Genomic DNA, 23,492 nt, shown 5'->3' on the forward strand with positions numbered 1-23,492 from the left:
TTTATGAAATTAAAATATTTTTCGTTTATTCGTCCTGCACAATAAAAAAACAGGAAGAAAAAGCCATTGTTATATGACAATAGCCTCTTCTCCTGTTTACTTATTCATTTCATATGATTAATTTGATGAACTCGCAGCCGAGGAAGCCGCAACAGCCGCAACTGTTGCGGCCATCACCGCCTGTTGCGCCTGCAAGATCAATTCGACGGATGCGGCAAGACTGACACTCACCTCATCGGCTCTTTCCGTCAACCCATGCATCACATGGCCGATAGCGACTGACAAAGCCATTCCCTTGTTCCATTTAAACCGTTTCGATTGTTCCAATTGCTTTGCAAGGAGGATGATATCATCAATTTTCGCGTCCTCAACCTCAAAAACTGTCAGGAATCCGACCATTGGATAATGGATTGGCTTCGCTTTTAATTCCTCACGGAGCCTCTCGTAAAGTTCCCAAGCCCTTTTAACAAGCCGTGGCTGGAAAGCGATATCCATATACGTCATCACTTGCGACAGCCACTGAAGCTCATTGCCCGTCCGGAAGCCCTCTTCATGCAACGCATCGTAATAAGAACGCATCGCCTTGGCATGTTCTACGGGGTCTTCCCCCATTTTTCCGAGCAAAACTGCATACGCATAATCATCATCGGATGTAAGAAAGTAATGCTGTTTTTTCATCGCATCGTATAGTTTTTTTGCACGGTTCGCCTCTTCCTCTAGTCTTGCGCTATCATCGTCCATAAGTAGCGCGGCAAGATAGGAATGAATCGTGTTCCGGAACCCGGCCTGCTTCAAAGCCCGCTGCTTATCCATCAGACGATCGGCTTCCTCTTCCACCGAGTCGTCGGCTTGCGTTAGAAATGCAGCCATTATCGGCAATAGATGTCCGCGCAATGGTGAAAACCAGCCTGCCCTTTCCTTTAAGGCGGCCATGGCGCGGTTGAAATCCATAGCATTAAACTCTTTCTCCGCCGTCACATAATACGAAGTGATCGTCAACACAACATTCTTGTCGACGCTCCAGCCCGCCAAAGATTTAACTTTGTCATATGTCGTTTCCACTTCCTGCCTAATCATATCCATGCCGTACAACTCCTTTGCTATATGTACGTCATAGGTGCCTAAAAGGTTTCAGTGTTAATTGACAATTTCAACTTTCCCTGCACTAGTCCCCACTAATTTGCGGATTTTTTCCAATTCATCCCGATGAAAAGCTCCGACAATCGCGCTCCCGACTATAACGCCGTCCGTATGGTTGCCCATTTCCCTTACTTGTGTCGGTGTCGAAATGCCGAACCCAGCCAATACCGGCACAGTACAGATCCGCTTGACACGCTGCAAATGAGAGTAAATATCCTCACCGAAATCATTCCGCGCACCCGTAATTCCATTAACGGTAACGGCATATAGAAACCCTTCCGCGCTTTCCGCTATCCTTGCAATCCGTTCATCAGGGCTTGTCAACGACACGAGCGGAATCCATGCGATATCCGTCTCTCTCAGTTCATCGCGAAGCGGCCCGCTCTCCTCAAGCGGCAAATCTGGGATGATCAAGCCATTAATCCTCACCTGCTTGCACGCTTCGACAAATTGCGACACGCCGTACGCCAATACCGGATTCAAATATGTCATAACGACTAAAGGTACCTTCACTTCACCTTTGCACCGTTCAAGCTCCTCCAACACGTTCCGCAGCGTCACCCCATCCGCAAGTGCCCGTGCTCCCGCCTGTTGGATCGCCTCCCCATCCGCCACCGGGTCCGAAAACGGGATGCCGATTTCAATTGCTGTCACACCGGCTTCCTGTAAAAAGAGCAGCTTCTCCTTCAGCGATCCGAGCCCTCCATCGCCAGCCATCATATAAGGCACGAACGCCTTTTTTCCTTCGTCATTACATTCACGGATTCTCTTCTCCAACGTCTTCATTCCGCTCCACCTCCAAGCACATCACGAACCGTCTGCATATCCTTATCCCCGCGTCCCGACAAACAGACGACGACAATTTGGTCCTTCCCCATGCCTTTCGCCAAATCCACTGCAAACTGGATGGCATGCGCACTTTCGAGGGCAGGGATGATTCCCTCCGTCCTTGAGAGCAATTGCAAACCTTCCAGCGCTCCCGCATCCGTCACGGCTTCATATTTCACCCGGCCGATATCATGCAGGTGACAATGCTCCGGTCCCACTGCCGGGTAATCAAGCCCTGCCGAAATTGAATGCGCTTCTTGGATGAAACCGTCCTCGTCTTGCAATACATACATATACGCCCCATGCAATACGCCTTCCTTCCCGTCCGCAATCGCAGCCGCATGAAGCCCTGTCTCCACTCCACTCCCCGCTGCTTCGACACCATATAGCGCAACTCCCTCATCGTCGACAAACGGATGGAACATGCCGATCGCATTGCTCCCGCCACCGATGCACGCAACAACCGCGTCAGGCAAGCGCCCTTCCTTCTCCACAATCTGCCGACGCGTCTCCACGCCAATCACTCGCTGGAAATCACGCACAATTTCCGGGAATGGATGCGGGCCGAGCGCAGATCCTAATATATAATGCGTATCTTCCACATTCGCGACCCAATAGCGAAGCGCTTCATTGACGGCATCCTTCAATGTGCCAGATCCCTTGTCGACCGACACGACCTTCGCTCCAAGCAGCTCCATCCGGAACACATTCAGCTCCTGTCGGCGGATATCCTCTTTCCCCATAAAGACGACGCACTCCAGACCGAACAGCGCGCAAGCCGTCGCCGTCGCCACACCATGCTGCCCGGCACCCGTCTCCGCCACGATTTTCCGTTTCCCCATCCGCATAGCAAGCAGCGCCTGCCCGAGCGAATTATTGATCTTATGGGCACCTGTATGATTCAAATCCTCACGCTTCAAGAATATCTTTGCGCCACCGACCTTCTCCGTCAACCTCTCCGCAAAATAAAGCGGATTCTCCCTGCCGACAAAATCCCTCAAATAGTAATCCAATTCCTCAGCAAAAGACGGATCGGCCTTCGCCTCCCCATACGCATTCTCCAATTCAATTAATGCAGACATCAACGTCTCCGGCACATATTGCCCACCGAACTTCCCATACCTGCCTTTTCTCGTCTCTACCGCCATCTCAGCTCTCCTCCTCTTTCACTGCGCGAATGAATTCGCGGATCAACGTTGGATCTTTCTTTCGCTCAATCTCCACCCCGCTCGACACATCCACCATGTATGGACGAACTTGTCGAATCGCTTCCTTCACATTTTGCGCATTCAACCCGCCCGCCAAAATCAGGCGGCCTGTTGGCACATCCTGCTCCACCAGACTCCAGTCAAACACCTTTCCACTTCCGCCTTTGAATTCAACGCCCGGTGTATCGAACAAGACATACTCCGTCTCATAGTTAGACACTTTCGCTACATCTTGACTGCCACGCACTGATAATACTTTAATAGAAGGAAGTCCAACTTTTTTAATGAATTCTGCCGTCTCATCACCATGATATTGCACATAATCGAGCGGCACTTCCCGAAAAGCCCGCTCCAGTTCCTCTTGCTCTGCATTGACGAAAACCCCAATCTTCATGACGTGATCCGGAACAAATCGTGCCAGTTCCTGCGCTTGCGCAATCGCGACACGGCGTCTGCTCGGTGCAAATACGAATCCGACCGCATCCACACCTGCTTCCACCGCGGCTATTACATGCTCAGGCTCCATCAACCCGCAAATCTTCACTTTCGTCATAGCGGAACACCTGCCTTCGAAACTTGCAACGAACGGAGCGAGTCTTCAACGGAAGCGCTCCGCATAAGCGATTCTCCAACTAGGACAGCGCTCGCTCCGGCTGTCGCTGCCCGTATTGCATCTGCCGCGTCCATGATTCCGCTTTCGCTGATGAATATGCGGTTTTCATTGAACGGAAAATGCTGTGCTACCTCTTCTGTCCTTGCAAGATCCACTTCGAACGTTTTCAAATCCCTGTTGTTGACGCCAATCAGTTTTGCGTTCACTGAGAGGGCACGGTCCAGTTCTCTTGCATCATGGACTTCCACTAGCACTTCAAGTCCTAGGTCCGTTGCATAGTTATGAAGCCTTTGTAATGTCGCATCATCAAGCGCTGCCACGATGAGTAAGATGACGGATGCACCCGCCTGTTTCGCACGATCGATCTGCACTTCATGAATAATAAAATCCTTGCAGAGCAACGGTATTTTTACCGCTTCAGCAACCGCTGCTAAGTCTTCGTATGAACCTTTGAAAAAGGTGGAATCCGTCAATACCGAGATGCACGCCGCTCCTGCTTGCTCATAAGCCTTTGCCTGTGCGACCGGATCCGTATTTCCCGCTATCATTCCCTTCGAGGGGGATGCGCGTTTCATTTCCGAAATAACTTCCAGACGATTTGATTGCTTTAGCGTTTCAAAAAGAGAGGGCCGTTTCGACATTGTTTCACATGAAACGACACGTCCCTCCATTAGCAGCTGTTTCACTTCAAGCCGTTTCGTCTGTAAAATCCTTTCTAAAATTGTCATCGCACCATCGCCTCCTGCCTGATTTGTTCGCTGAATGCGACGACAGCCTCCAATTTCCGGAGCGCATTGCCTGAAAGAATGCTGTCAGTCGACCGTTCAATACCCTCCTGTATGGAATCCGCAATGCCGTTCGTGAATAACCCTAAACCTGCATTGAACACAACCGTGTCAAAGCGAGGACCACGATCGCCTTGCAATACGGAACGTATCATTGCAGCATTCTCCTCCGGGGTTCCACCACGGATTGCTGATAGAGGTGCATAGGATAGCCCTACATCTTCTGCGTTGAGTGAGAAAGGAATCAAGTCTCCTTTATCCATAAGGACAAATGAGTTCTGCCCAGCAAGCGACGCTTCATCAAGTCCGCCCGCCCCCGATACGACTAGCGCCCGGTCCCTGCCAAGCATCCGTAGGACAGACGCATATTCCATAATAAAATCGGGGCGGTTGATGCCTGTAAATTGAGTGCTTATTGGAACTGGATTCGTCAGCGGACCAACAAGGTTGAAAATCGTCGGTTTCCCAATCTTCGCGCGGACCATGCCGATCCGTTTCATTTTCGGATGGACGATCGGCGCGAACAGAAAGGCAATTCCTTCCTTATAGAGCATCCTGCTCATATCGTTAGGTGTAAAATTAGAATGGATGCCAAGCGAATCGAGCACATCCTGACTGCCCGCCGCGCTTGTGATCTTCCGATTGCCATGCTTCGCCACATTCACGCCGGCGCCAGCAAGGACGAAAGCCGATGTCGTACTAATATTGAATGTGTTCAACCCGTCGCCACCCGTTCCGCAATTGTCCAAATAACGGGCTGCCGGGGCTTTGAATTCAACGGCATGAGACGTCATGACCGAAGCCAGTGCCCCCACTTCCGTAGCTGTTTCTCCTTTCTTGGATAAAGCGATAAGAAACGCCGCCATACCCTCTATGCTTGCTTCCTCTGAAAACATCCGATTGGCCGCATCCTCCATCTCTTCATATTGTAAGTTCCGGCCTGCCTCTACTATTCTCGTATAAGTTTTCACTGCTCATCTCTCCTCTTCTAGTCTTTTGTTTTATTTCAAAGCCTCGAGTAATGAACGGGCCTTGTTCACTGTCTCCTTATATTCCAGGGCCGGCACGGAATTCTTCACAATCCCAGCCCCTGCTTGCACGGTCGCCACCCCGTCCTGCACAGTCATCGTCCGAATCGTTAATGCAAAATCGATATTGCCGTTCAATCCTATATAGCCGATTGCGCCGCCATACAACCCGCGCGGCTCATCTTCCAGCTGTGAAATGATATCCATCGCAATCTTTTTCGGTGAACCGGTCACTGTTCCTGCAGGCAATGTCGCCTTCAATGCGTCAAGCGCATGCAAGCCCGGTGCAAGTGTCCCTTCCACTTCTGAAACGAGATGCATGACATGCTCGTAGCGGACGGTTTCCATGTATGTTGATACGCGGATGGACGATGATTCACAGACCATATCCATCTCTTTCTTGCTTTCTTCAACTAACATGTCATGCTCCGAAAGCTCTTTCGGATCTTTTCTCAACTCGTCTTCCAACACTCGATCTTCTTCCTCGTTGCGACCCCGTCTTCGCGTTCCCGCAATCGGATTCGTTATGACCGTCCCACCTGTCACCCTGACGAGACTTTCGGGAGATGCGCCGACGATGGTATGATCGCCGAACTCCATATAATACATATAAGGCGACGGGTTCTTTTTGCGCAGCTTCCGATACAGCGCAAACGGATTACCTTCAATATCTGCTTCAAGCTTTCGCGAGAGGACGACCTGCTCAACCTTGCCTTTTTCAATGTATTGCTGCGCCTGCCTGACCCGGTCTTCAAATTCTTGTTGTGAAATTGCGCATCGGTAATCGGAAACGGATACTCCCTTCTCTTCTATTGTTGGACCCGACGTAATGGTCTCCGCCAATGCATCCAGGTCAGGTTTGGCGTATTCCGGGTGTATTTCCGTATGCAGCAACGTCACTTCGTTTTGTAGGTGATCATAAATGATGACCGTATCGTAAATATTGAAATAAACGTCAGGCTGTTCATCGGAATAAACCGCAGTAGCCTCCGCCGCTCCGTATCCGACATATCCGACAGCACCGCCCATGAACGGGTATTTTCCATGCTCCGCAATCCGCGGCATGAGTCGTTTCATTAACGAATACAGGTCCCCTTCATGCAAATACGTCTTTCCAGTTGCGTACACGAACTCTTCCAACCGGCCATTCCCGCCTCGATACGCCTTCACGGGATCCACGCCGATAAAAGAATACCGCCCCGACCGCTCATGTTGCGATGAGCTTTCAAATAAATACCGGTGATGCCCCTGTAAACGCCTGAATATGAGAATAGGCGTCAGCGAATCACCTTCAATTTTCTTCTCCGTCACCCGCATACTCATCTTTTCCATCTCAGCTCACCTCTTCTATTATGTTGGTGGTTAATTATCAATCATTTCCCGCTGAATATCGTTCATTTCCCGAAAGTTATCGATCATTTGAATGGAGTTATCGTTCATTTCCCGAGATATATCGATCATTTCCCAAGGTTTATTGTCGTTTTGGGATCTTTTGCCTATCCATCCTCCTTCAATAAAACCTCTTGATTTGTCAAAAGCATTTAGCGCGATAGATTGAGGGTAGATGCACTTTAAGACTTCCGCGATTATCCATGAAAAACAAAAAAGCCCTCTGCAAAAGGACAGAAAAGTCCAGTTGCAGAGGACGGATTACCCGCGTTGCCACCTCTAATTGAAGCCATCACAATACAGCTTCCACTCGGCGCGCCTAAAAAGGCACTTCCCGTAACGTGGGAAAAGCGTCCGCCCAAAAAGGCGGCTCTCATAAGTCCATTCACACCAGCCGCGAATCAGTTTCCACCACCCACTGACTCTCTATCATCGCGATTCAGGCGCTACTCCTCTTATTCAACAATTTCTCAGCTATTCTCATCTAAACTCGGCTCATCTGTTCCTGGGCGGCACCGCTCCCGGCACCTCTACCCGCTCCGAACAAAAAAGTTGTTTTAACCTTACTATTCATTCAACCAATTGTCAACCTTTCGATAATATATGTAATCCGCCGACTTTGTAAACTCGCAGCCCAAGCTGTACAATAGTGGGAAAGAAACTCGAAAAAAGGTGAACCCAATGAGAATTAATAAATATTTAAGCGAAGCCGGCATCGTCTCCCGACGAGGTGCTGATAAATGGATCGAAGACGGGCGCGTCACAATTAACGGCAAGCCCGCTGAACTCGGAAGCAGAGTTGAGCAAGGGGATGAAGTCTATGTCGACGGCAAACCCGTGAAAACCGAAGAGCAGCTCGTCTATATCGTTCTCAATAAACCCGTCGGCATTACAAGCACAACCGAACGCCACATCGAAGGGAATGTCGTCGATTTCGTCAACCACCCGCTCCGCATCTTCCATATCGGGCGGCTCGACAAAGACTCGGATGGCTTGCTTCTTCTAACGAATGACGGCGACATCGTGAATGAAATCCTACGCGAAGAACACGGCCACGAAAAAGAATATATCGTCACCGTCGACCGCCCGCTCACAAAGGAATTCATTCACAAAATGGAATCCGGCGTCGAAATCCTCGATACAGTAACGAAACCATGCAAAGTGAAACAACTGGGCCCCCGCAAATTCAACATCACGTTGACACAAGGCCTGAATCGCCAAATCCGCCGCATGTGCTCCGCACTCGGCTACAATGTCCGACGCCTCCAGCGCACACGGATCATGAACATCCATCTCGGTAACTTACCGATAGGACAATGGCGCGACTTGACAGATAAGGAACAAAAGGAAATGTTTCAAATGCTTGATTATGAGCCGAAAAGGTGAAGATAACCATGATAATACCAATAAAAGGCGATACATATTGTGCTAGTACAATATGTATCGCCTTTTATTACATGCATCCATTATTATTACAGAGTGTTTCAATCCTGTTATAAATATTAAAAAAGACCGCATACTGTTTCTTTTTCGCTTGATTAACTTTATAATGCGCACTAGATGATTTTTTAGTGAAAATCATACTTCTAGCTTAAGGGAGGAGATCGATTATGAAAAAAATGATGATTACATTAATAACCGGTCTATTGGCCGTTGTTTTAGTAGCATGCGGAGGAAATGAAGAAAGTACAGAAGCCCCAAATGATGATAAAGCAAAAACAGCGGAAACCGATCAGCAGAAGGAACAGCAAAAGCAAATGGAAGAAATGCAAAAGAAATTAGAAGAACAGCAAGTAGATGAAAATAAAACTGTTGCCATAGTGAATGATAAAGAAATTTTAGGAAGCGACTTCAATGCCGCTCTAGCATCTATACAAGGACAAATGCAGCTAACGGGACAAGATCCGTCCTCTAAAGAAGCTGCAGAGCAGGCAAAAACCCAAACAATTGACAGCTTGGTCGGGCAAACTCTTCTTCTTCAAGAGGCAGATAAAAAAAGCTATAAAGTCTCAGAAGAAGATATTAATAAGCAATTGGACGAAATAAAGAAACAGTTTAAAACAGAAAAAGAACTCAAAGCAGTTCTTAAAGAATCTGGCATGGATATGAAAACACTTAAAACTAAAATAGCTGACGATATTAAAATTAAAAAGTACGTTGAGAAAGAAGTGCCGGCTGGCAAAATAACCGATGAAGAAATTCAACAAATGTATGATCAATATGCGGAACAAGGAAAAAGCACTGGACAAGAAGTTCCAAAGCTTGAAGAAATAAAACCCCAAATAGAACAATCTCTTCATCAGCAAAAACAGCAGGAAAAACTCGCTCTGCAGGTTGAAGAGTTAAAGAAAAATGCGACCATTGACATAAAGATTTAAGATGTACACACATAAATGAAACAGCTCAATGGGCATTGACAAATGCCCATTCAAACGAAAAAGAAGATGAATCTCTACAAAATATAGTGTTCATCTTCTTTTTTATTCACTATATTTCGTGTCTTTATTTGAGGCTCTTTAGATTGATCATTTTTTCAAAATGGATTCCTCTTTTGTGCTGTGAACGTTCATGCCGTTGCTGTAACCGACTTCCCTTTTTTCACAAACCTCTTCTCAAAACTCAATCCCAAATAAGCCACACCCAAAAGGAAAACCGTGCCTCCGAGCAGCATAGCGCAGCCCATATACACACTAATTGTCGGATCGTTCAGTAGCGTCATGATTTCCCCATTGACGATTTTCGGTATGTTTACATAAAGGAACGGTGAGTACTGGGCGAAATCGTCCAATTTCCAGCTCAACAAATTACCTGCTCCACTGATCAATCCAGTCAGTGCATATACCACTAGCGGCTGCCGCATGAAGAGTCCTATTACATTCGTCAGCGCGAGGAGGAACAATGCGACACAGACATAAAGCAAAAGTGCATAGAGCAAGTACTCACCCAAAGGAAGAAATTTGTACCCACCCTCGAATGCTCGCTGCCCTGTAAAATCAAACGATTGAAATTCTTGTCTGCTATGATAATGCAGTATCGGATACATCCAGTCGCCGAACCGGTTGAACACCGTCCCAACCAACACAGCGAGCAAGAACACCCCAATTGCGCTTCCTATTGCAACGATTGAACCGAAAAGCACTTTCCCAAGGAAAAGGGATCGCTTTGTAATCGGCAGCGTCTCCAACAGATGTAGTGTCGGCCTCTTTCCGCGCTCGCCGGAAAAGCCCGCGCCTACAAGTAGCAGGAATAGAAGCAAGGGAATGAAATACAGATAGTCACGGAAATACATATATAACGAAAACAATCCGCTATGGTCCACTTTCCGGTTCCTCATTTCATCCGCTTTCTTCTCCTTCCGGTTCTCCGCTTTCCACTGGTCATGGATGTTTGGAATATAAGTGCCCGCAAAGACCGGTTGGATAGCATGCTCTTTCATCCATTCTTTTTGCGCAATCGCGGTTTCGTAGCCGAAAATGGTATACGGGCTATAATTATGCTTTTTCATCTCTATCAAGTTCTCGAGATATCGATGGTCATTGAACAAATGATAATCGTAAAACAGAGCCCATTCACGCTTTTCATAGCCATCCAACGCGCGTTCGGCTAGCGCCGCTTCTTCGCGGGCGCCCTCTATATAACCAAGATAAGTATCAATATTTTGGCCATAGATGAAATCTCCATCTTCGCCCTTCGCATTTGATTCAGCAACGAGCTTCTCAAATGCCTGAATGGCTTCCTTATAGTAAGGAATGATTTCCGACTCTGTCCTCTCTACTAGGGACGTTAAGCCGCCAAGGGATTCGTTCTCCTTCTCCCTCACCTGCTCCGCAAAATAGAAATAGCCGACAATAACCGCTATCGATAAGACAATTAAGGACTGCCCAACAAGCCCCCTTCGCCTCGATTTACGCCATTCGAACAAACCATTATTCCAAACAGAGCGGAGCTGTTTCGTCCTTCCTTTGCGGTATGGTTTTAGTTTATCAGTCGTTTTGAATAAACCACGTTCCCCTTCCCGTAGACGACCCGTTACGATAAACAACGTTGCACTCCATAAAAGCGCTGAAACGGCATATACCCATATCGGATGGACCGGCATTTCCGTCAGAAACTGATGTGCGCGGAAAAACTGAAAAGGATTCCAAGGTGTCTGCACAATAGGCAGCGTGTCCGTCAGCACGACACCGACCATCGTGACAAAGCCCGTCAGCATGATCGTGGAAAATGAGCTTCTTAATTGCGTGCCAATCATAAGTGACAAAGCAAAAAGGAATGACCCCGCTCCAAAAAATATGACTGTCACGTTCAACAAATGCTGCCAAACGGGAATAATGGCGAAAGAATCACCCGTCTCCAGGAACTGCGGATATGACAAATCATTAAAGGCATCTCCAAAAATATTCGGAATCGCCCATCCGCCAATCGCTATGACAGATAAAAAGAAAATCATCACAACTAACAAACCCGCATATTTTGCTAGCAGCAACTTCCACCTGCGAAGGGGCTGCGTTCTTAACGTCAACAATGTTTGCTGCTCTTTCTCGGATGTGTAGGCGTTTCCGAAAAGAAGCAACAGCAGTAAAAGCCCTGCCGGACCTAGTAAAATGGGAGCAATCTTGCTCATTTGCAAGGCCGGCGATACTGGATATGTTTCATTGGCATAGGGCAGCCCGCGTTCCATTAAATAGGCATTCTTTTCGATAGCCTTTTCCCTCTCCACACCCATTAAGGCGGTGAAGGTTCCACCCGCTTCTTCGTATTTCGCTAAATTTAAGAGGAAGTCATTCTCGATTTGCGGTATTTCATCCCAACGCTTCCCATAGATGGCGCTTTTCCATTGAAAGATGGCTGTCGACATGACGTTCAAGCTGTCGAATTGCTTCGCTTGCTCCTCAGTCAATTTATTCTCCCGGTCCAACGGCAAAAGTTCCGCGTATAATTGATCGGTTTTCAGGACTACAGAAAAGAGGTTTTCCTCAGCCTCTTTCGCCATAAGATCTTGCTCTATTGTATTTTGGTAATACATCCAGCCTATGCATAAAAGCACTACCACCAATAACCAAATCAGCTTCTTCTGCCGCCAAATCTTCTTAAGCTCAAACTTCAACAAGCTCATTGGCCTTCTTCTCTTCCGTGAAGATTTTCCGGTAGCGCTCCTCGGAACCGAACACTTTCTTCTCGATATCGTCAATGACAATCTGCTCTTGATCCAATAAATAGAACACACGGTCAAGCCCTACATCTTTCCGGTACAGATGCAGTCGCCCATCCACTACCTCGACAGGTATGCCCACTGCGGCCAATACCTTTTCCCCCTTCACGACATCGTTAACAGCAATCTGATAACGTACTTGCTCAAATTCCGCCATGTTTTCCTGAATCAAATTCCCCTTCTTCAGGAATAAAATCGATGACGTCACCCGGTCGATTTCCGCTAGATTGTGAGAGGACAGTAAAATAGCTGTCCCTTCTTCACGCAATGAGAGCAGCAAATTACGTACCCGGATTGCGCTCGTCGGGTCAAGTCCGTTCAACGGCTCATCCAAAATCATCAGCTTCGGCTTGTTCACGACAGCCATTGCGAGCAGCAGATGCTGTTTCATTCCAAGCGAGTAATTCTTCACTTTCTTATTCAAATAACTCGTAATGCCAATTCGTTCAGCCGTGTCCAACAATTGCTTCTTTGACAGTCCCTGCACATCGCAGATGAATTGCAGATGATCGTACCCTGTCAAATAATCGTAGAGCACCGTATTGTCCTGCATAAACGAAATTTCACGGAAAATATTCGGATCCCGATTGCTCTTCCCAAGAACCTTCACTTCCCCTTTGTCCGCAGGCAGCAAATTTGTAATGATGTTCATCAACGTCGACTTCCCCGACCCATTCGGTCCCACAAGCGCAATGATCTGCGGCTCCTCGATATCAAACGTAATCCCTTTTAGCACCTGCTCCTTGCCATATGATTTGTGCACGTCTTTAATAGATAAAATCATGCTTCACATTCCCCCCAAATAATTCTCCATCCAGTTATATCCATTTTACTACACTCCTGCATTAATTAACAGATAATAATGATTTTTACAAACCCGCGAAAAAATAATCCACCCTAGTGTAATTACAGGGTGGACTGCCATTGATTATTAGAATCTATGTTAACTGGATTTCAACAAATTCTGTGCATGCATACAGTCCAAAAGGTCTTTCACAGCAACTTCCCCCGCATGAATCCATCTGTTTTTATTGATAATCTTCCCGTCCTTGTCAATTGGCTGCTGGAATTGACTAAATCCAGTCGCATCCAATAATGAATCACCGTCCCGATCGAGACCGATATGGACGACATGCTTGATGATGTAAGGAGTGCCGAATTTAATGGACGCTTCGTAATCGTCCAGCTGGCCTTCCGTAACGAAAAAGGGAATTCGGATATAGATGGTCTCGCCGCCTTCTTGGCACAGGATATGATCGAAGCATCCCCTGTCATAATCCCAATTTCCACCTATATGGTAGCCGAGTTCCCGGATGCAGTCGCTCACAATACCGAAAGAAGCAGTCTGCCCTTCCAGCTCCGTTTGTAATTTCAACATGATTTCTCCTCCTCTGAATGGTTCTTTTGTCAGCATTCACAAAAGGAGGCGGAGACATACTAACGAAATAGGCAGATTACCATTCGTACTTAACGGCTATACTTTTGAAGAAGTCAATTTCAATAAATGGAGGAAGAGGATTTGACAACGATACATAACACGCAAGCACATTCAGATAACAGAGTAACATTTGCGCGTCGAAACATTTGGTCGGGCATTTTGTTTGGATTAGGATTTGTTGCATTTCTTGATGAGACATTGTTCCATCAGCTGCTCCATTGGCATAAGTTTTACGATAAATCGACTGTCGCGGTCGGTCTTGTATCGGATGGGCTGTTTCACGCATTCAGCTGGTTTGCGACTGTCGGTGGCTTATTCCTCGTTGCCGATCTACGGAGGCGAAATGCACTATGGCATAAGATGTTTTGGGGAGGAAAGTTGCTGGGCGGCGGGGCTTTCCAGCTCTATGACGGCACCATCCAGCATAAGATCATGCGCATCCATCAAATTCGATACAATGTCGATATTTTACCGTATGACCTCGTCTGGAATATTTCTGCGGCCATCATGATTGCTGTTGGTATCGGTTTGATTGTAAGTGCGAGACGCGACAAGCGTATAGGTAAAGGAGCGTTTTCTCATGCATGATGCACATAGTATTGAGCATCATTTTCTACTGACCGATCTGCTTTTTGGAATTCCTGCTCTGCTTGCGGTCGGGTTATATATCGGGGCAGTGGTTCTTACAAATAGACGGGGACGACTTCGTAAATGGCCTGGGCTCCGCACACTTTCTTTTGTAGCAGGTGTGCTTTTTGCAGCAGCGGCATTGGTCGGCCCGCTCGTACGTCAATCCCATGCCGATTTTACAGCTCACATGGCAGGGCATTTACTGCTTGGTATGCTCGCCCCGCTTCTCATTGCACTCGCTGCGCCTATGACATTAGTATTGCGCACGTTAAATGTCCACTTGGCAAGAAAGCTCAGCCGACTGTTGCAAAGTTTGTTTGTTGGTTTCTTCACTCACCCGGTCGTTGCTTCCATCTTAAACATCGGCGGACTGTGGCTTCTCTATACGACCGATTTATATGCGGCGATGCATTCGAATTTTTTGCTCCACATCATTGTTCACATCCACGTCTTTCTTGCCGGTTATTTATTCACGATATCTTTGGTTTATATCGATCCCGTCTTCCACCGTTTCAGTTACACGTACAGGACTGTCGTCTTCATCTTGGCGCTTGCCGGCCATGGCATCCTGTCAAAATTCATTTATGCGTATCCACCGGCGGGAGTCCCGGTAGAACAGGCAAGGGTCGGTGCCATGCTGATGTATTATGGCGGAGATACAGTCGATTTGCTGCTGATCTTCATCCTGTTCAAGCACTGGTATCAATCGGTTCGTCCTCGCAAACTTGTTTCAACGGTAGGGAAAGCAGTGTAGCTGCTTATCGGGGGAGCCTTTTTGATTTTATCGGTCATTTCCGGGGAGTTATCGGTCAAGTTCACAAAGTTATCGGTCACCTGCTGGGAGTTATCGATCACTTCGGCAGAGTTATCGGTCACTTCCCAAGAGTTATCGTCATTTCGCGACCTTTTACCCAGCCAAAAAAACTGCTAATCTTCATTGGCAAAGGATTGCCCTCTCTACTATTTCCACTCTTCTTATGTCATAGTAATAATGGGAATATTTCTATTAATGGGGGTTTGAGAATGGAGAGATTAATGAAGTTACGCAACGGATTTGATGACTTGGGAATCGACGGGATGCTTATTACGGATCCGTATAACCGAAGATACTTAACGGATTTCACCGGAACTGCGGGGACAGTGCTTGTTTCAAAGTCAGAGGCGTTTTTATTGGTTGATTTCCGTTATACCAGCCAGGCGAATGCGCAAGTGACGAATTTTACCGTGAAGGAAATCGATCGCGCCATCATTTATAAGGAGATTTCAACGCTTGCGGAAAGTTTGGGAATCAATAAGCTAGGATTTGAACAACAGCACCAATCCTACTTGTATTACTCCCAGCTTTCGAAGGAAATAAAGGCGGAGCTTGTGCCTGTCTCAAATGTCGTTGAAAAGCTACGGATGATTAAAAACGAATCTGAAATGGCTATTTTGAAGATAGCTGCAGAAATTGCAGATTCCGCATTCAAGCATATTTTGACCTTCATTAAGCCAGGCCGCACAGAGATTGAAATCGCGAATGAATTGGAATTCCATATGAGAAAATTGGGCGCGACGTCTTCCTCGTTCGATATGATCGTCGCATCCGGCGTACGTTCTGCATTGCCGCATGGAGTGGCGAGTGACAAGGTTTTGGAGCAAGGGGATATGGTGACGCTTGATTTTGGCGCTTATTACAAAGGATATTGCTCCGACATGACAAGAACAGTTGCAGTCGGCGAGCCTGATCCGAAGCTGAAGGACATCTATTCGATTGTGCATGCTGCTCTTGAAAATGCGCTGGCGGGCATCAAGGCGGGCATGACCGGAAAAGAAGCTGATGCATTGACCCGTGATTTGATCAGCGAAAAAGGGTATGGCGACTATTATGGGCATGGCATGGGGCATGGAATCGGCTTGTACATCCATGAAGATATTTTCATGAATCCATCATGCGAGCTGCTTGTCGAAGAAGGAATGGTATTGACGGTCGAGCCGGGCATTTACATTCCAGGTCTCGGCGGGGTTCGGATTGAGGATGATATTATCGTGAGAAAAGATGGAATCGAGATCATTACTAAATCACCTAAAGAGTTGATCATTCTTTGAGACAATAATGGACTTCCGGCTATTCGGAAGTCCATTTTAGTTGACCTTGAGGGCACGGCGCGGCGGATATCGGTCATTTCCGGGGAGTTATCGGTCAAGTTCACAAATTTATCGGTCACCTACGGGATGTTATCGGTCACTTCGGCCGAGTTATCGGTCACTTTCACAAGTTTATCGTCACTTCATGACCTTTTACCTATCAAATATTTTCCCCAGCTACTCGGAGAAACCCTTCTTTCCATTCACTCAGCCACGCATCAAGGTGCTTGATTGCTTCTTCATGAATCGGCTTGCCGATCGTCTTGATGTAATCCTTCTTAAAAGTGGAAGCGGAAAGTGGCGTCAGTTGTTCTTTCAACCCATGATCCATATTTTCGACAACGACACATGTTGACGGTCCCTTTACGTTTTCAGGTATCCTTTTCGCGAATTCAACGCTTGATTGGAAATCCTTTGAGCCATTAATCGCCAACACAGGACATGCGACATGTTGCAAGCCTACGACAATGTCGTAATAGAAATGCTCGCGGTAATATTTCGCGGGCATCTTAATTAAACCGGCAATCCGGACTACATCCTTATTTGTCGTCGTCAATTTCCGGTACGTCGCTTGTGCCTGTTTTTCGCTTTTATCCAACGTCTTGAATTTTCGAATGATGAACCCTTGCAAACCTTTCGCCTGTTTCAACTCGGAATATAATTGTTGCCTTTGATGATCCAGACTTTCACGCAACCCTCCGCCACCGCCGGACAATAAAACCAATCCATTAAATGGTCTTTTCGCGTATAAAGCAGTCCCGACAATACATCCCTCACTATGACCTACCACAATTAGCCGATGCGGATCGATGTCAGGATGGGATGCCAAAAATTTAAGGGCGTTTGCCGCATCCGTCACCGCGTCCCAAAGCCCTGTGCGTTCAAAGTTCCCTTCGCTTTCCCCAACGCCCCGTTTATCATATCGAAGCGTTGCAAATCCCAATGTCGGTATGTGCTCTGCCAGATCCCTGTACAAATTGAACTGGAATTTCCCTTTTTCCGCGTTCGCATCCCGATTCAGTTTACCTGATCCGGCAAGTATCAGGATTGCCGGGAGCAAACCTTCTTTTATTGGAGGCAAGGTCAGTGTTCCTTTTAATAAAACATCACTTTTAATGACAACCTGTCTTTAGTTTATGATTCGATAGATTCCTCCTATTCCCCTTCGTCTACACAAACAAAATCCCAGATAAATACACGACAAATGTTACTGTAATCGCACTTACTATTGTTGAAAACAGAACTGTTTGCGCTGCCAGGTCCGGATGTACATCGTATTCCAATGCAAGTGTCGAGCTGTTTCTTGACGTCGGGAAGGAACTCGCGATAAAGAGCGATTGAGCGACGACGCCATCCAGCCCGAAAAGGAAAATGAGAAGCAATGCAACGCTTGGGCCGATGAGAAGTCTTCCGATGCTGCTGGTAACAATCGTCCGATTCACAATCGTCTTCAATTCAATTTGCGCGAGCTGCGCCCCCAATAAAATAAGTGCGATTGCTAAAAATGCATCGGATAGATGACTGATCGGCACCCAGATGAAGTTCGGAATCGGGATTTGCAGCCAATTCAACAAGCCGCCGAGGAGCATCGCGTGGATGACCGGCATTTTCAATAGTGATCTTAGGATTTCCAACCCGGACTTTGTGGCAGATATCAAATTATACAATCCATATGTATAGGTTAAAACGTTTTGAAAGACCATCACGATGATTTGGATGGAGATGCCAAGGGGGTTCGCGTGGAATAGCAGCTGACTGACCGGTATTCCATAATTCCCCGAGTTGATTAACGATATGCTATTTTTGAATATCGCTGTCTCTCCTCTGTCTAACTTCAAAAATTTACTCAATATAGTTGTAACAATGATGATCGCTAAACTGAAGGCGAATAGGTAACTGATGATTTCTAAGAGGACATGGACATCGATTTCCGTCTCATAAAGATTAATGAAAACAGCCGCCGGCATGAGACAATATGTAATCAGATTCGATACTGCTTTTAAATTGAAGGCGAATTTTCTTTGTAAACCTGCACCGAGGACTACGAGGATTAAAATGGGCAAGATTACATTTAAGAAAATGGATCCTATGAATATGTTGGCCACCTCCTATATCAGTTTAAAGAAATCTCTTCCATTATGAGTATACAGGAAAGTAATACGTTGTTGTAATTATGAAAAAGTTATGACATGAGATAAGAAAAGGACTTCCTACAATCCGGAAGTCCTTTCTTTATCGTCTATTGTTTTCCCCGAATGGATATCGGTCAGTCGCCGGGAGTTATCAATCATTTACTGTAAGTTATCGGTCAGTTGTCAGGGCTTATCGGTCACTTCGAGCGAGTTATCGGTCATTTTCATAAAGATATCGTCATTTCGTGACCTTATACCTGCCCGGAAAGCTCTTTATTTGCCAAAAGCATTTGGCGCGAAGCAGTTTTTTCGATTCTTGCAATCTTCCGCGTTCGTTAGATAATCATTCCCCTACAATATTCGCCCGTTTCACAGTAAAGTCTTCCTCCGGATAATAAGCATCTTTCACCAATAGATTCGGCCCCAGGCATTTCACAACAGGACAGTGGCAGCCAATCGTTTTTGCAAGCGGACGATCAAGCCATCTGTCGAGCATTTCGGGCAGAGAATCGTTCTGGATATTGCCCATTGGAGGGGTATCCCCAAAATCGGTTACGATGACGTCGCCCGTGAAAATGTTGACGTTCAACCGGGAGCGGCCGTCCGGATCATTACGAACGGAAACGTTTTTATTGCTGTAAATGCGTTTCAACAACCTCAAATCTTCTTCGTTCTGGCTGCAAGGATAGAACGGCAATGTGCCGAATAGCATCCACACGTCTTCATTCCGTATATCCAATAATTGATGGATCGCTTCTCGCGTTTCATCCAACGACAACACTTCAAGCTGTGATGCGAAGTCACTCGGATACATTGGGTGCACCTCATGCCTTGCACACTTCATCTCCTCAACAATTTGGCGATGGATATGGCCAAGATGCGGCAACGTCCGCTTATTCAACATCGTTTCTGCAGATACCATCACACCAGCTTCCGCCAATGCGCGGCTATTGTCGATCATGCGCTGAAACTGCTCAGCACGGCGTTCTCTTGGCGGTTTTCTTTCCATATTCGCGAAACCACCGTCAATGAAATCATCAACTGTGCCCCAGTTATGGGAAATGTGCAAAACGTCCAAGTAAGGTGCAATTCCCATATAACGCTCAAGTGGCATCGTCAGATTCGAGTTCATTTGTGTCCGAATGCCATTTTCATGCGCATATTTCAGTAAAGGCAAAACGTATTGCTCAATCGACTTCTTGGAGAACATCGGCTCGCCGCCTGTTATGCTGATCGTTCGTAGATGCGGAATTTCATTGAGTCGGGAAAGAAGTAAGTCGATTGGAAGAGCATCCGGATCTTTATGCTGCAGCATATAGCCGACCGCACAATGCTCACATCGCATATTGCACAAATATGTAGTCGTAAATTCAATGCTCGACAATGTTAATTTGCCATGTTCCTGCACGTCCAAGTAGGCTTCCCACGGATCATAGGCAGGCGACATTTTTTGAAGTGTAGCTATATTTTTCATTTCTATATCTCCCTACTAGTTTACTAAACCAATAAATAAGTATGAGCTTCATTTTTATCTTTTGCAACCCTTGAACCTGCTAAAGCACTTTCTCAACCTATCAATTATTTTACTGAATTGTATAAATTTATGATATACTTCGACTTGAGAATAATGTACTTTATTCAAAAAAAGCGAAGGGATCGATAGGGCAATGAAGAAAACCAAAATAGTAATTCCCTTCTTATTAGTATGCATCATTATCAGTGCCTACTATTTTTCCAACAATAATTCATGTATGCGGAAAGCACCTCATTACAACTCCTTTATATTTTCGAGTCAACCACTCGGTCAGTTTGAAGTCAGTAAAAGCATCGCCAGTGAATCAATTGACGAGAAGAAGTATAAGAGATATAAACGGACGGAAGATGCGATGAAAGAATTTGGTAGGTATGTGCCCCTGCCCAAGGATGAGCCATATTTTATGGAATGTACTTTTGGAGAGGTTGCGTATGCAGATGGAGAGCCAGTGCAATTCACTCATTTTGTCAGGCATCGGGATATAAAAACCGACGTCCGTAAGGGGGCCAAATGGGAGTATAATCAGCAGCTAACGTACGGCATGTATTATTATAGGGTCAGTAAAGAGCCTTTTGCTTATTCCTTGGAGGACTCGGGGTTGGATGATGTAAAGACAATCCTTTTGGATGATGGAGTGAGAGCGTTGTTTACGCAAGATTTGATGGAATGGAAGGATGACCGGTTTTATTATCAGCTTTATCGCCGAAACAGTTTTATAGAGCCTTCTACGTTAACTTTTTTAGCCAATTCCTCTCGTGTTAATATCAGTTATGTACCTGAATGGGTGAATGAGATCGATTGAGGACTATTTTCCCAAAAAAGCAGCCTCCTTTTCACAGGAAGCTGCTTTTTCATTCACACATTTACCATCTCCAAAAACTGCCGCGTCCGCTCGTTAGTGGAGTGATTGAAAAACGTCTCTGGATCTGCATCCTCGATGATGCGCCCTTCATCCAGCATAATAATTCTGTCTGCTACTTCTTTGGCGAACTTCATTTCATGCGTGACGACGACCATCGTCATACCGTCATTTGCGAGGTCTTGCATAACTTGGAGAACTTCGCCGACGAGCTCCGGATCGAGCGCAGATGTCGGTTCGTCGAACAATAATGCTTTCGGTTCCATTGCAAGCGCACGCGCGATGGCGACACGCTGTTTTTGCCCGCCCGATAATTTATTCGGATAGACATCCGCTTTATCGGACAGTCCGACTTTCCCTAGCAGGGCAAGCGACAATTTCTTCGCCTTCTCTTTGTCCTCTTTTTTGACGATCAACGGCGCTTCCATTATATTCTCAAGCACCGTCTTATGCGGAAACAGGTTGAAATGCTGGAACACCATGCCGACTTCCGCTCGTACTTTCGACAAGTCTTCCTTTTTCCGATCGACTTTCCGACCATCAATCAAGATGTCTCCCTCTTGCGCCTTTTCAAGGAAGTTTAGGCAGCGCAGCAATGTACTTTTCCCGGAACCGCTGACGCCGACTAAAACGACGACTTCGCCGGGATTTATATCAATATCGATCCCTTTCAGCACTTCGAGATCACCGAATGATTTATGGAGATTCGTTGTCTTAATCATGTCATTTCCTCCAGCCTACGATTTATCCACGTTCAATTTATTCTCATACAACTTCAAAAGCCCTGTGAATATTAGGACGAGAACGAGGTAATACATGCCGACGACAAGGAACGTCTCGAACGGCAAGAAGGATGACGCCGCCTCCCGATTCGCAAGGCCGAACAGTTCCGTCACCCCGATGACGTACACGAGGGACGAGTCCTTCAATGTAATGATGAATTGGTTCCCTAGCGGAGGAATTGCGCGGCGCAGCGCCTGCGGGAAAATAATCCGGCGCATCGCCTGCGACCGATTCATCCCAAGTGCAAGGCTCGCTTCCCGCTGTCCACGGTCAACCCCTTGGATCGCCCCCCGGAACACTTCTGCAATATACGCCCCGTTATGGACACCAAGAGCAATCGCCCCTGCCCAGAAATTTGACAGGACGACGATCGACGTAATCCCATAGTACAAAAACATGATCTGTACGATGAGCGGCGTCCCGCGGATCAATGTAATATATAAGTTTGCAATCGTTTGTAAGATTTTCGATCTAGATATTTTCATCAACGCAAAGACAATCCCGAACACGGTCCCCAACACAATGGCAATGGCAGTTATTTTCAATGTGACAAGTGCCGCTTTCAGGAAGCCTTCGTACGTGCGCATGAACACTTCAGATAACGTTAGTAATATATCAGGCACTGGCCACTCCCTCTTTCCGTTACAAATCTGTTTTTATTCTAGTAGTTCAGCATTCTCCAAGTCGATATCCAATAGATTCCGGTCGAACCACTTTTGTGAGATTTCTTCATACGTACCGTCATCGATAATTTCTTGCAGGGCTTTGTCAATCGCGTCACGGAGCTCTTCATTATCCTTTTTCACCGCAACCGAAGGCTGTTCGACCCATAACGGAGTGCCGACCTCTTTAATGGCAAAGCCGTTATCTTTCGCTTCGAAACCGACGATATCCGACGTAATGACGGCATCCAATCGATTCTCAACCGTCAAATCCTTCAGTGCGACGACATCGCTGCTATAGTATTGGAGGTTGTCCGATAATTCCTTTGCTGGCTCCTCATATGTCGATTGCGCAATGACACCGATCTTTTTGCCTTTCAGGTCTTCAGGGGACTTGATATCGTTATTGTCTTCGGCGACCCAAATCATCCCGCCCGAATAATAGTATGGCTCTGTGAAAGCAGCCTGCTCGGCACGCTTTTTCGTATAAGCCATCGAGCCGATGATGGCATCGTATTTATTGGCAACCAGTCCTTGAAGAATTGTTTCAAATGGATTCGTCACCGGATTAGGCTCTAAGCCCATTCTCTCCGCGATCTCCGCTCCGATTTCCATATCGAAACCCGTAAGCTCCCCATTTTCCTCAAAGTTGAACGGCTTGTAGAGACCGCTTGCTGCATATGTTAATTTCCCTTTTTCAACAAGTCGATACCCGTCATTAGTCGCTTCGGTTTTGTCATCACCGCAAGCTGCCAACACAAGCGTGGCCGAAATAAGTAAAAATAATAGCGTTTTCCATTTTCCCATGATAATAACTCCCTCTTTCCCGACAAGTTGCCGTCTTTTTTTGCTTACTAACTCTCTTTCCCTATCATTTCCGTGCTAAACATCTAATTTTAATACTTTATAGAAAAATAGGATTGAGCGACAACAGGACTTGCCAGGAAAATGTGTTTTGAGGTGTTATCACCGACTGTCTGTACTTTATCACCGATTTAGCGGGGTTTATCACCGACTCTCGATGCTTTATCACCGATTTGGCAGGGTTTATCACCGACTCGGGTGAATTTATCACCGACTAACTACAATTCATACTGAATGAGTAAACTATGCTCCGTTTATTC

At 46.4% G+C, this 23,492-nt stretch carries 22 protein-coding genes and 1 other annotated feature; of the genes, 6 read left to right on the plus strand and 16 right to left on the minus strand.

Annotated elements, in window-relative coordinates:
- Window positions 1-117: 117 nt before the first annotated feature.
- Genes M3152_RS13280 through M3152_RS13310 form a run of 7 tightly spaced genes read right to left on the minus strand, consistent with a single transcriptional unit; the run spans window position 118 to window position 6,934 of the window.
- Window positions 118-1,083: a DUF4003 family protein gene (locus tag M3152_RS13280; protein WP_251695653.1), complete on the minus strand. Its 966-nt coding sequence runs from the start codon at window positions 1,081-1,083 to the stop codon at window positions 118-120.
- A gap of 54 nt (window positions 1,084-1,137) precedes the next feature.
- Window positions 1,138-1,926, minus strand: a complete 789-nt coding sequence (gene trpA, locus M3152_RS13285) for a tryptophan synthase subunit alpha (RefSeq protein WP_251695655.1) — start codon at window positions 1,924-1,926, stop codon at window positions 1,138-1,140.
- Window positions 1,923-3,116 (minus strand): tryptophan synthase subunit beta, encoded by a 1,194-nt coding sequence (gene trpB / locus M3152_RS13290; RefSeq protein WP_251695657.1) that lies wholly within the window; start codon window positions 3,114-3,116, stop codon window positions 1,923-1,925. Before trpB ends, trpA begins: the two co-directional genes overlap by 4 nt.
- Window position 3,117: 1 nt before the next feature.
- Window positions 3,118-3,729, minus strand: coding sequence for a phosphoribosylanthranilate isomerase (locus M3152_RS13295; protein WP_251695659.1), 612 nt, complete (start codon window positions 3,727-3,729; stop codon window positions 3,118-3,120).
- Window positions 3,726-4,517: an indole-3-glycerol phosphate synthase TrpC gene (trpC, locus tag M3152_RS13300; protein WP_251695660.1), complete on the minus strand. Its 792-nt coding sequence runs from the start codon at window positions 4,515-4,517 to the stop codon at window positions 3,726-3,728. Before trpC ends, M3152_RS13295 begins: the two co-directional genes overlap by 4 nt.
- The gene (trpD, locus tag M3152_RS13305) at window positions 4,514-5,545 is read right to left on the minus strand and encodes an anthranilate phosphoribosyltransferase (protein WP_262175577.1); all 1,032 of its coding nucleotides are present in this window, start codon (window positions 5,543-5,545) and stop codon (window positions 4,514-4,516) included. Before trpD ends, trpC begins: the two co-directional genes overlap by 4 nt.
- 30 nt (window positions 5,546-5,575) lie before the next feature.
- Window positions 5,576-6,934 (minus strand): anthranilate synthase component I family protein, encoded by a 1,359-nt coding sequence (locus M3152_RS13310; RefSeq protein ID WP_251695662.1) that lies wholly within the window; start codon window positions 6,932-6,934, stop codon window positions 5,576-5,578.
- 306 nt (window positions 6,935-7,240) lie between these two features.
- Window positions 7,241-7,463 (minus strand) — a binding site (T-box leader).
- 209 nt (window positions 7,464-7,672) lie between these two features.
- Here M3152_RS13310 and rluF point away from each other — a divergent pair.
- Complete coding sequence (gene rluF / locus M3152_RS13315) at window positions 7,673-8,377, plus strand: 23S rRNA pseudouridine(2604) synthase RluF (protein WP_251695664.1); 705 nt, start codon at window positions 7,673-7,675, stop codon at window positions 8,375-8,377.
- Between the two features lie 224 nt (window positions 8,378-8,601).
- The gene (locus tag M3152_RS13320; protein ID WP_251695666.1) at window positions 8,602-9,369 is read left to right on the plus strand and encodes a SurA N-terminal domain-containing protein; all 768 of its coding nucleotides are present in this window, start codon (window positions 8,602-8,604) and stop codon (window positions 9,367-9,369) included.
- A 188-nt stretch (window positions 9,370-9,557) separates the two neighbouring features.
- On the opposite strand, the gene M3152_RS13325 is transcribed toward M3152_RS13320, so the two are convergent.
- The 3 genes from M3152_RS13325 to M3152_RS13335 all read right to left on the minus strand — a co-directional run bounded on the left by M3152_RS13325 (window position 9,558) and on the right by M3152_RS13335 (window position 13,581).
- Window positions 9,558-12,107 (minus strand): ABC transporter permease subunit, encoded by a 2,550-nt coding sequence (locus M3152_RS13325; RefSeq protein WP_251695668.1) that lies wholly within the window; start codon window positions 12,105-12,107, stop codon window positions 9,558-9,560.
- On the minus strand, window positions 12,088-12,987 hold the full coding sequence (locus M3152_RS13330; RefSeq protein WP_251695670.1) for an ABC transporter ATP-binding protein: 900 nt from the start codon (window positions 12,985-12,987) through the stop codon (window positions 12,088-12,090). Before M3152_RS13330 ends, M3152_RS13325 begins: the two co-directional genes overlap by 20 nt.
- 159 nt (window positions 12,988-13,146) lie before the next feature.
- Window positions 13,147-13,581: a YugN family protein gene (locus M3152_RS13335; protein ID WP_251695672.1), complete on the minus strand. Its 435-nt coding sequence runs from the start codon at window positions 13,579-13,581 to the stop codon at window positions 13,147-13,149.
- Window positions 13,582-13,731: 150 nt separating this feature from the next.
- Between M3152_RS13335 and M3152_RS13340 the strand changes: the two genes are divergently transcribed.
- The 3 genes from M3152_RS13340 (at window position 13,732) to M3152_RS13350 (ending at window position 16,359) form a co-directional block, all read left to right on the plus strand.
- Window positions 13,732-14,229, plus strand: coding sequence for a DUF2243 domain-containing protein (locus M3152_RS13340; protein WP_251695919.1), 498 nt, complete (start codon window positions 13,732-13,734; stop codon window positions 14,227-14,229).
- Window positions 14,222-15,025, plus strand: a complete 804-nt coding sequence (locus tag M3152_RS13345) for a cytochrome c oxidase assembly protein (protein ID WP_251695674.1) — start codon at window positions 14,222-14,224, stop codon at window positions 15,023-15,025. Before M3152_RS13340 ends, M3152_RS13345 begins: the two co-directional genes overlap by 8 nt.
- Before the next feature lie 269 nt (window positions 15,026-15,294).
- Window positions 15,295-16,359 carry a M24 family metallopeptidase gene (locus M3152_RS13350; protein WP_251695676.1) on the plus strand — a complete coding sequence of 355 codons (1,065 nt, stop codon included), beginning with the start codon at window positions 15,295-15,297 and terminating at the stop codon, window positions 16,357-16,359.
- A 199-nt stretch (window positions 16,360-16,558) separates the two neighbouring features.
- Here M3152_RS13350 and M3152_RS13355 read toward each other — a convergent pair whose 3' ends face one another.
- The 3 genes from M3152_RS13355 to yfkAB all read right to left on the minus strand — a co-directional run bounded on the left by M3152_RS13355 (window position 16,559) and on the right by yfkAB (window position 20,004).
- Window positions 16,559-17,479: an alpha/beta hydrolase gene (locus M3152_RS13355; protein WP_251695678.1), complete on the minus strand. Its 921-nt coding sequence runs from the start codon at window positions 17,477-17,479 to the stop codon at window positions 16,559-16,561.
- Between the two features lie 88 nt (window positions 17,480-17,567).
- Window positions 17,568-18,503 carry an AEC family transporter gene (locus M3152_RS13360; protein WP_251695680.1) on the minus strand — a complete coding sequence of 312 codons (936 nt, stop codon included), beginning with the start codon at window positions 18,501-18,503 and terminating at the stop codon, window positions 17,568-17,570.
- A 370-nt stretch (window positions 18,504-18,873) separates the two neighbouring features.
- Complete coding sequence (gene yfkAB, locus M3152_RS13365) at window positions 18,874-20,004, minus strand: radical SAM/CxCxxxxC motif protein YfkAB (protein WP_251695682.1); 1,131 nt, start codon at window positions 20,002-20,004, stop codon at window positions 18,874-18,876.
- 193 nt (window positions 20,005-20,197) lie between these two features.
- Between yfkAB and M3152_RS13370 the strand changes: the two genes are divergently transcribed.
- Window positions 20,198-20,866: a hypothetical protein gene (locus M3152_RS13370; protein WP_251695684.1), complete on the plus strand. Its 669-nt coding sequence runs from the start codon at window positions 20,198-20,200 to the stop codon at window positions 20,864-20,866.
- A gap of 53 nt (window positions 20,867-20,919) precedes the next feature.
- Here the strand turns inward: M3152_RS13370 and M3152_RS13375 are convergent, their stop codons facing one another.
- The 3 genes from M3152_RS13375 to M3152_RS13385 form a co-directional block, all read right to left on the minus strand.
- Complete coding sequence (locus tag M3152_RS13375) at window positions 20,920-21,645, minus strand: amino acid ABC transporter ATP-binding protein (RefSeq protein ID WP_251695686.1); 726 nt, start codon at window positions 21,643-21,645, stop codon at window positions 20,920-20,922.
- Between the two features lie 15 nt (window positions 21,646-21,660).
- Window positions 21,661-22,293: an amino acid ABC transporter permease gene (locus tag M3152_RS13380; RefSeq protein ID WP_285847209.1), complete on the minus strand. Its 633-nt coding sequence runs from the start codon at window positions 22,291-22,293 to the stop codon at window positions 21,661-21,663.
- 69 nt (window positions 22,294-22,362) lie between these two features.
- Window positions 22,363-23,175, minus strand: coding sequence for a transporter substrate-binding domain-containing protein (locus M3152_RS13385; RefSeq protein WP_251695690.1), 813 nt, complete (start codon window positions 23,173-23,175; stop codon window positions 22,363-22,365).
- Window positions 23,176-23,492 lie beyond the last annotated feature (317 nt).

The sequence above is a fragment of the Sporosarcina luteola genome, assembly GCF_023715245.1.
Classification (GTDB): Bacteria; Bacillota; Bacilli; order Bacillales_A; family Planococcaceae; genus Sporosarcina; species Sporosarcina luteola_C.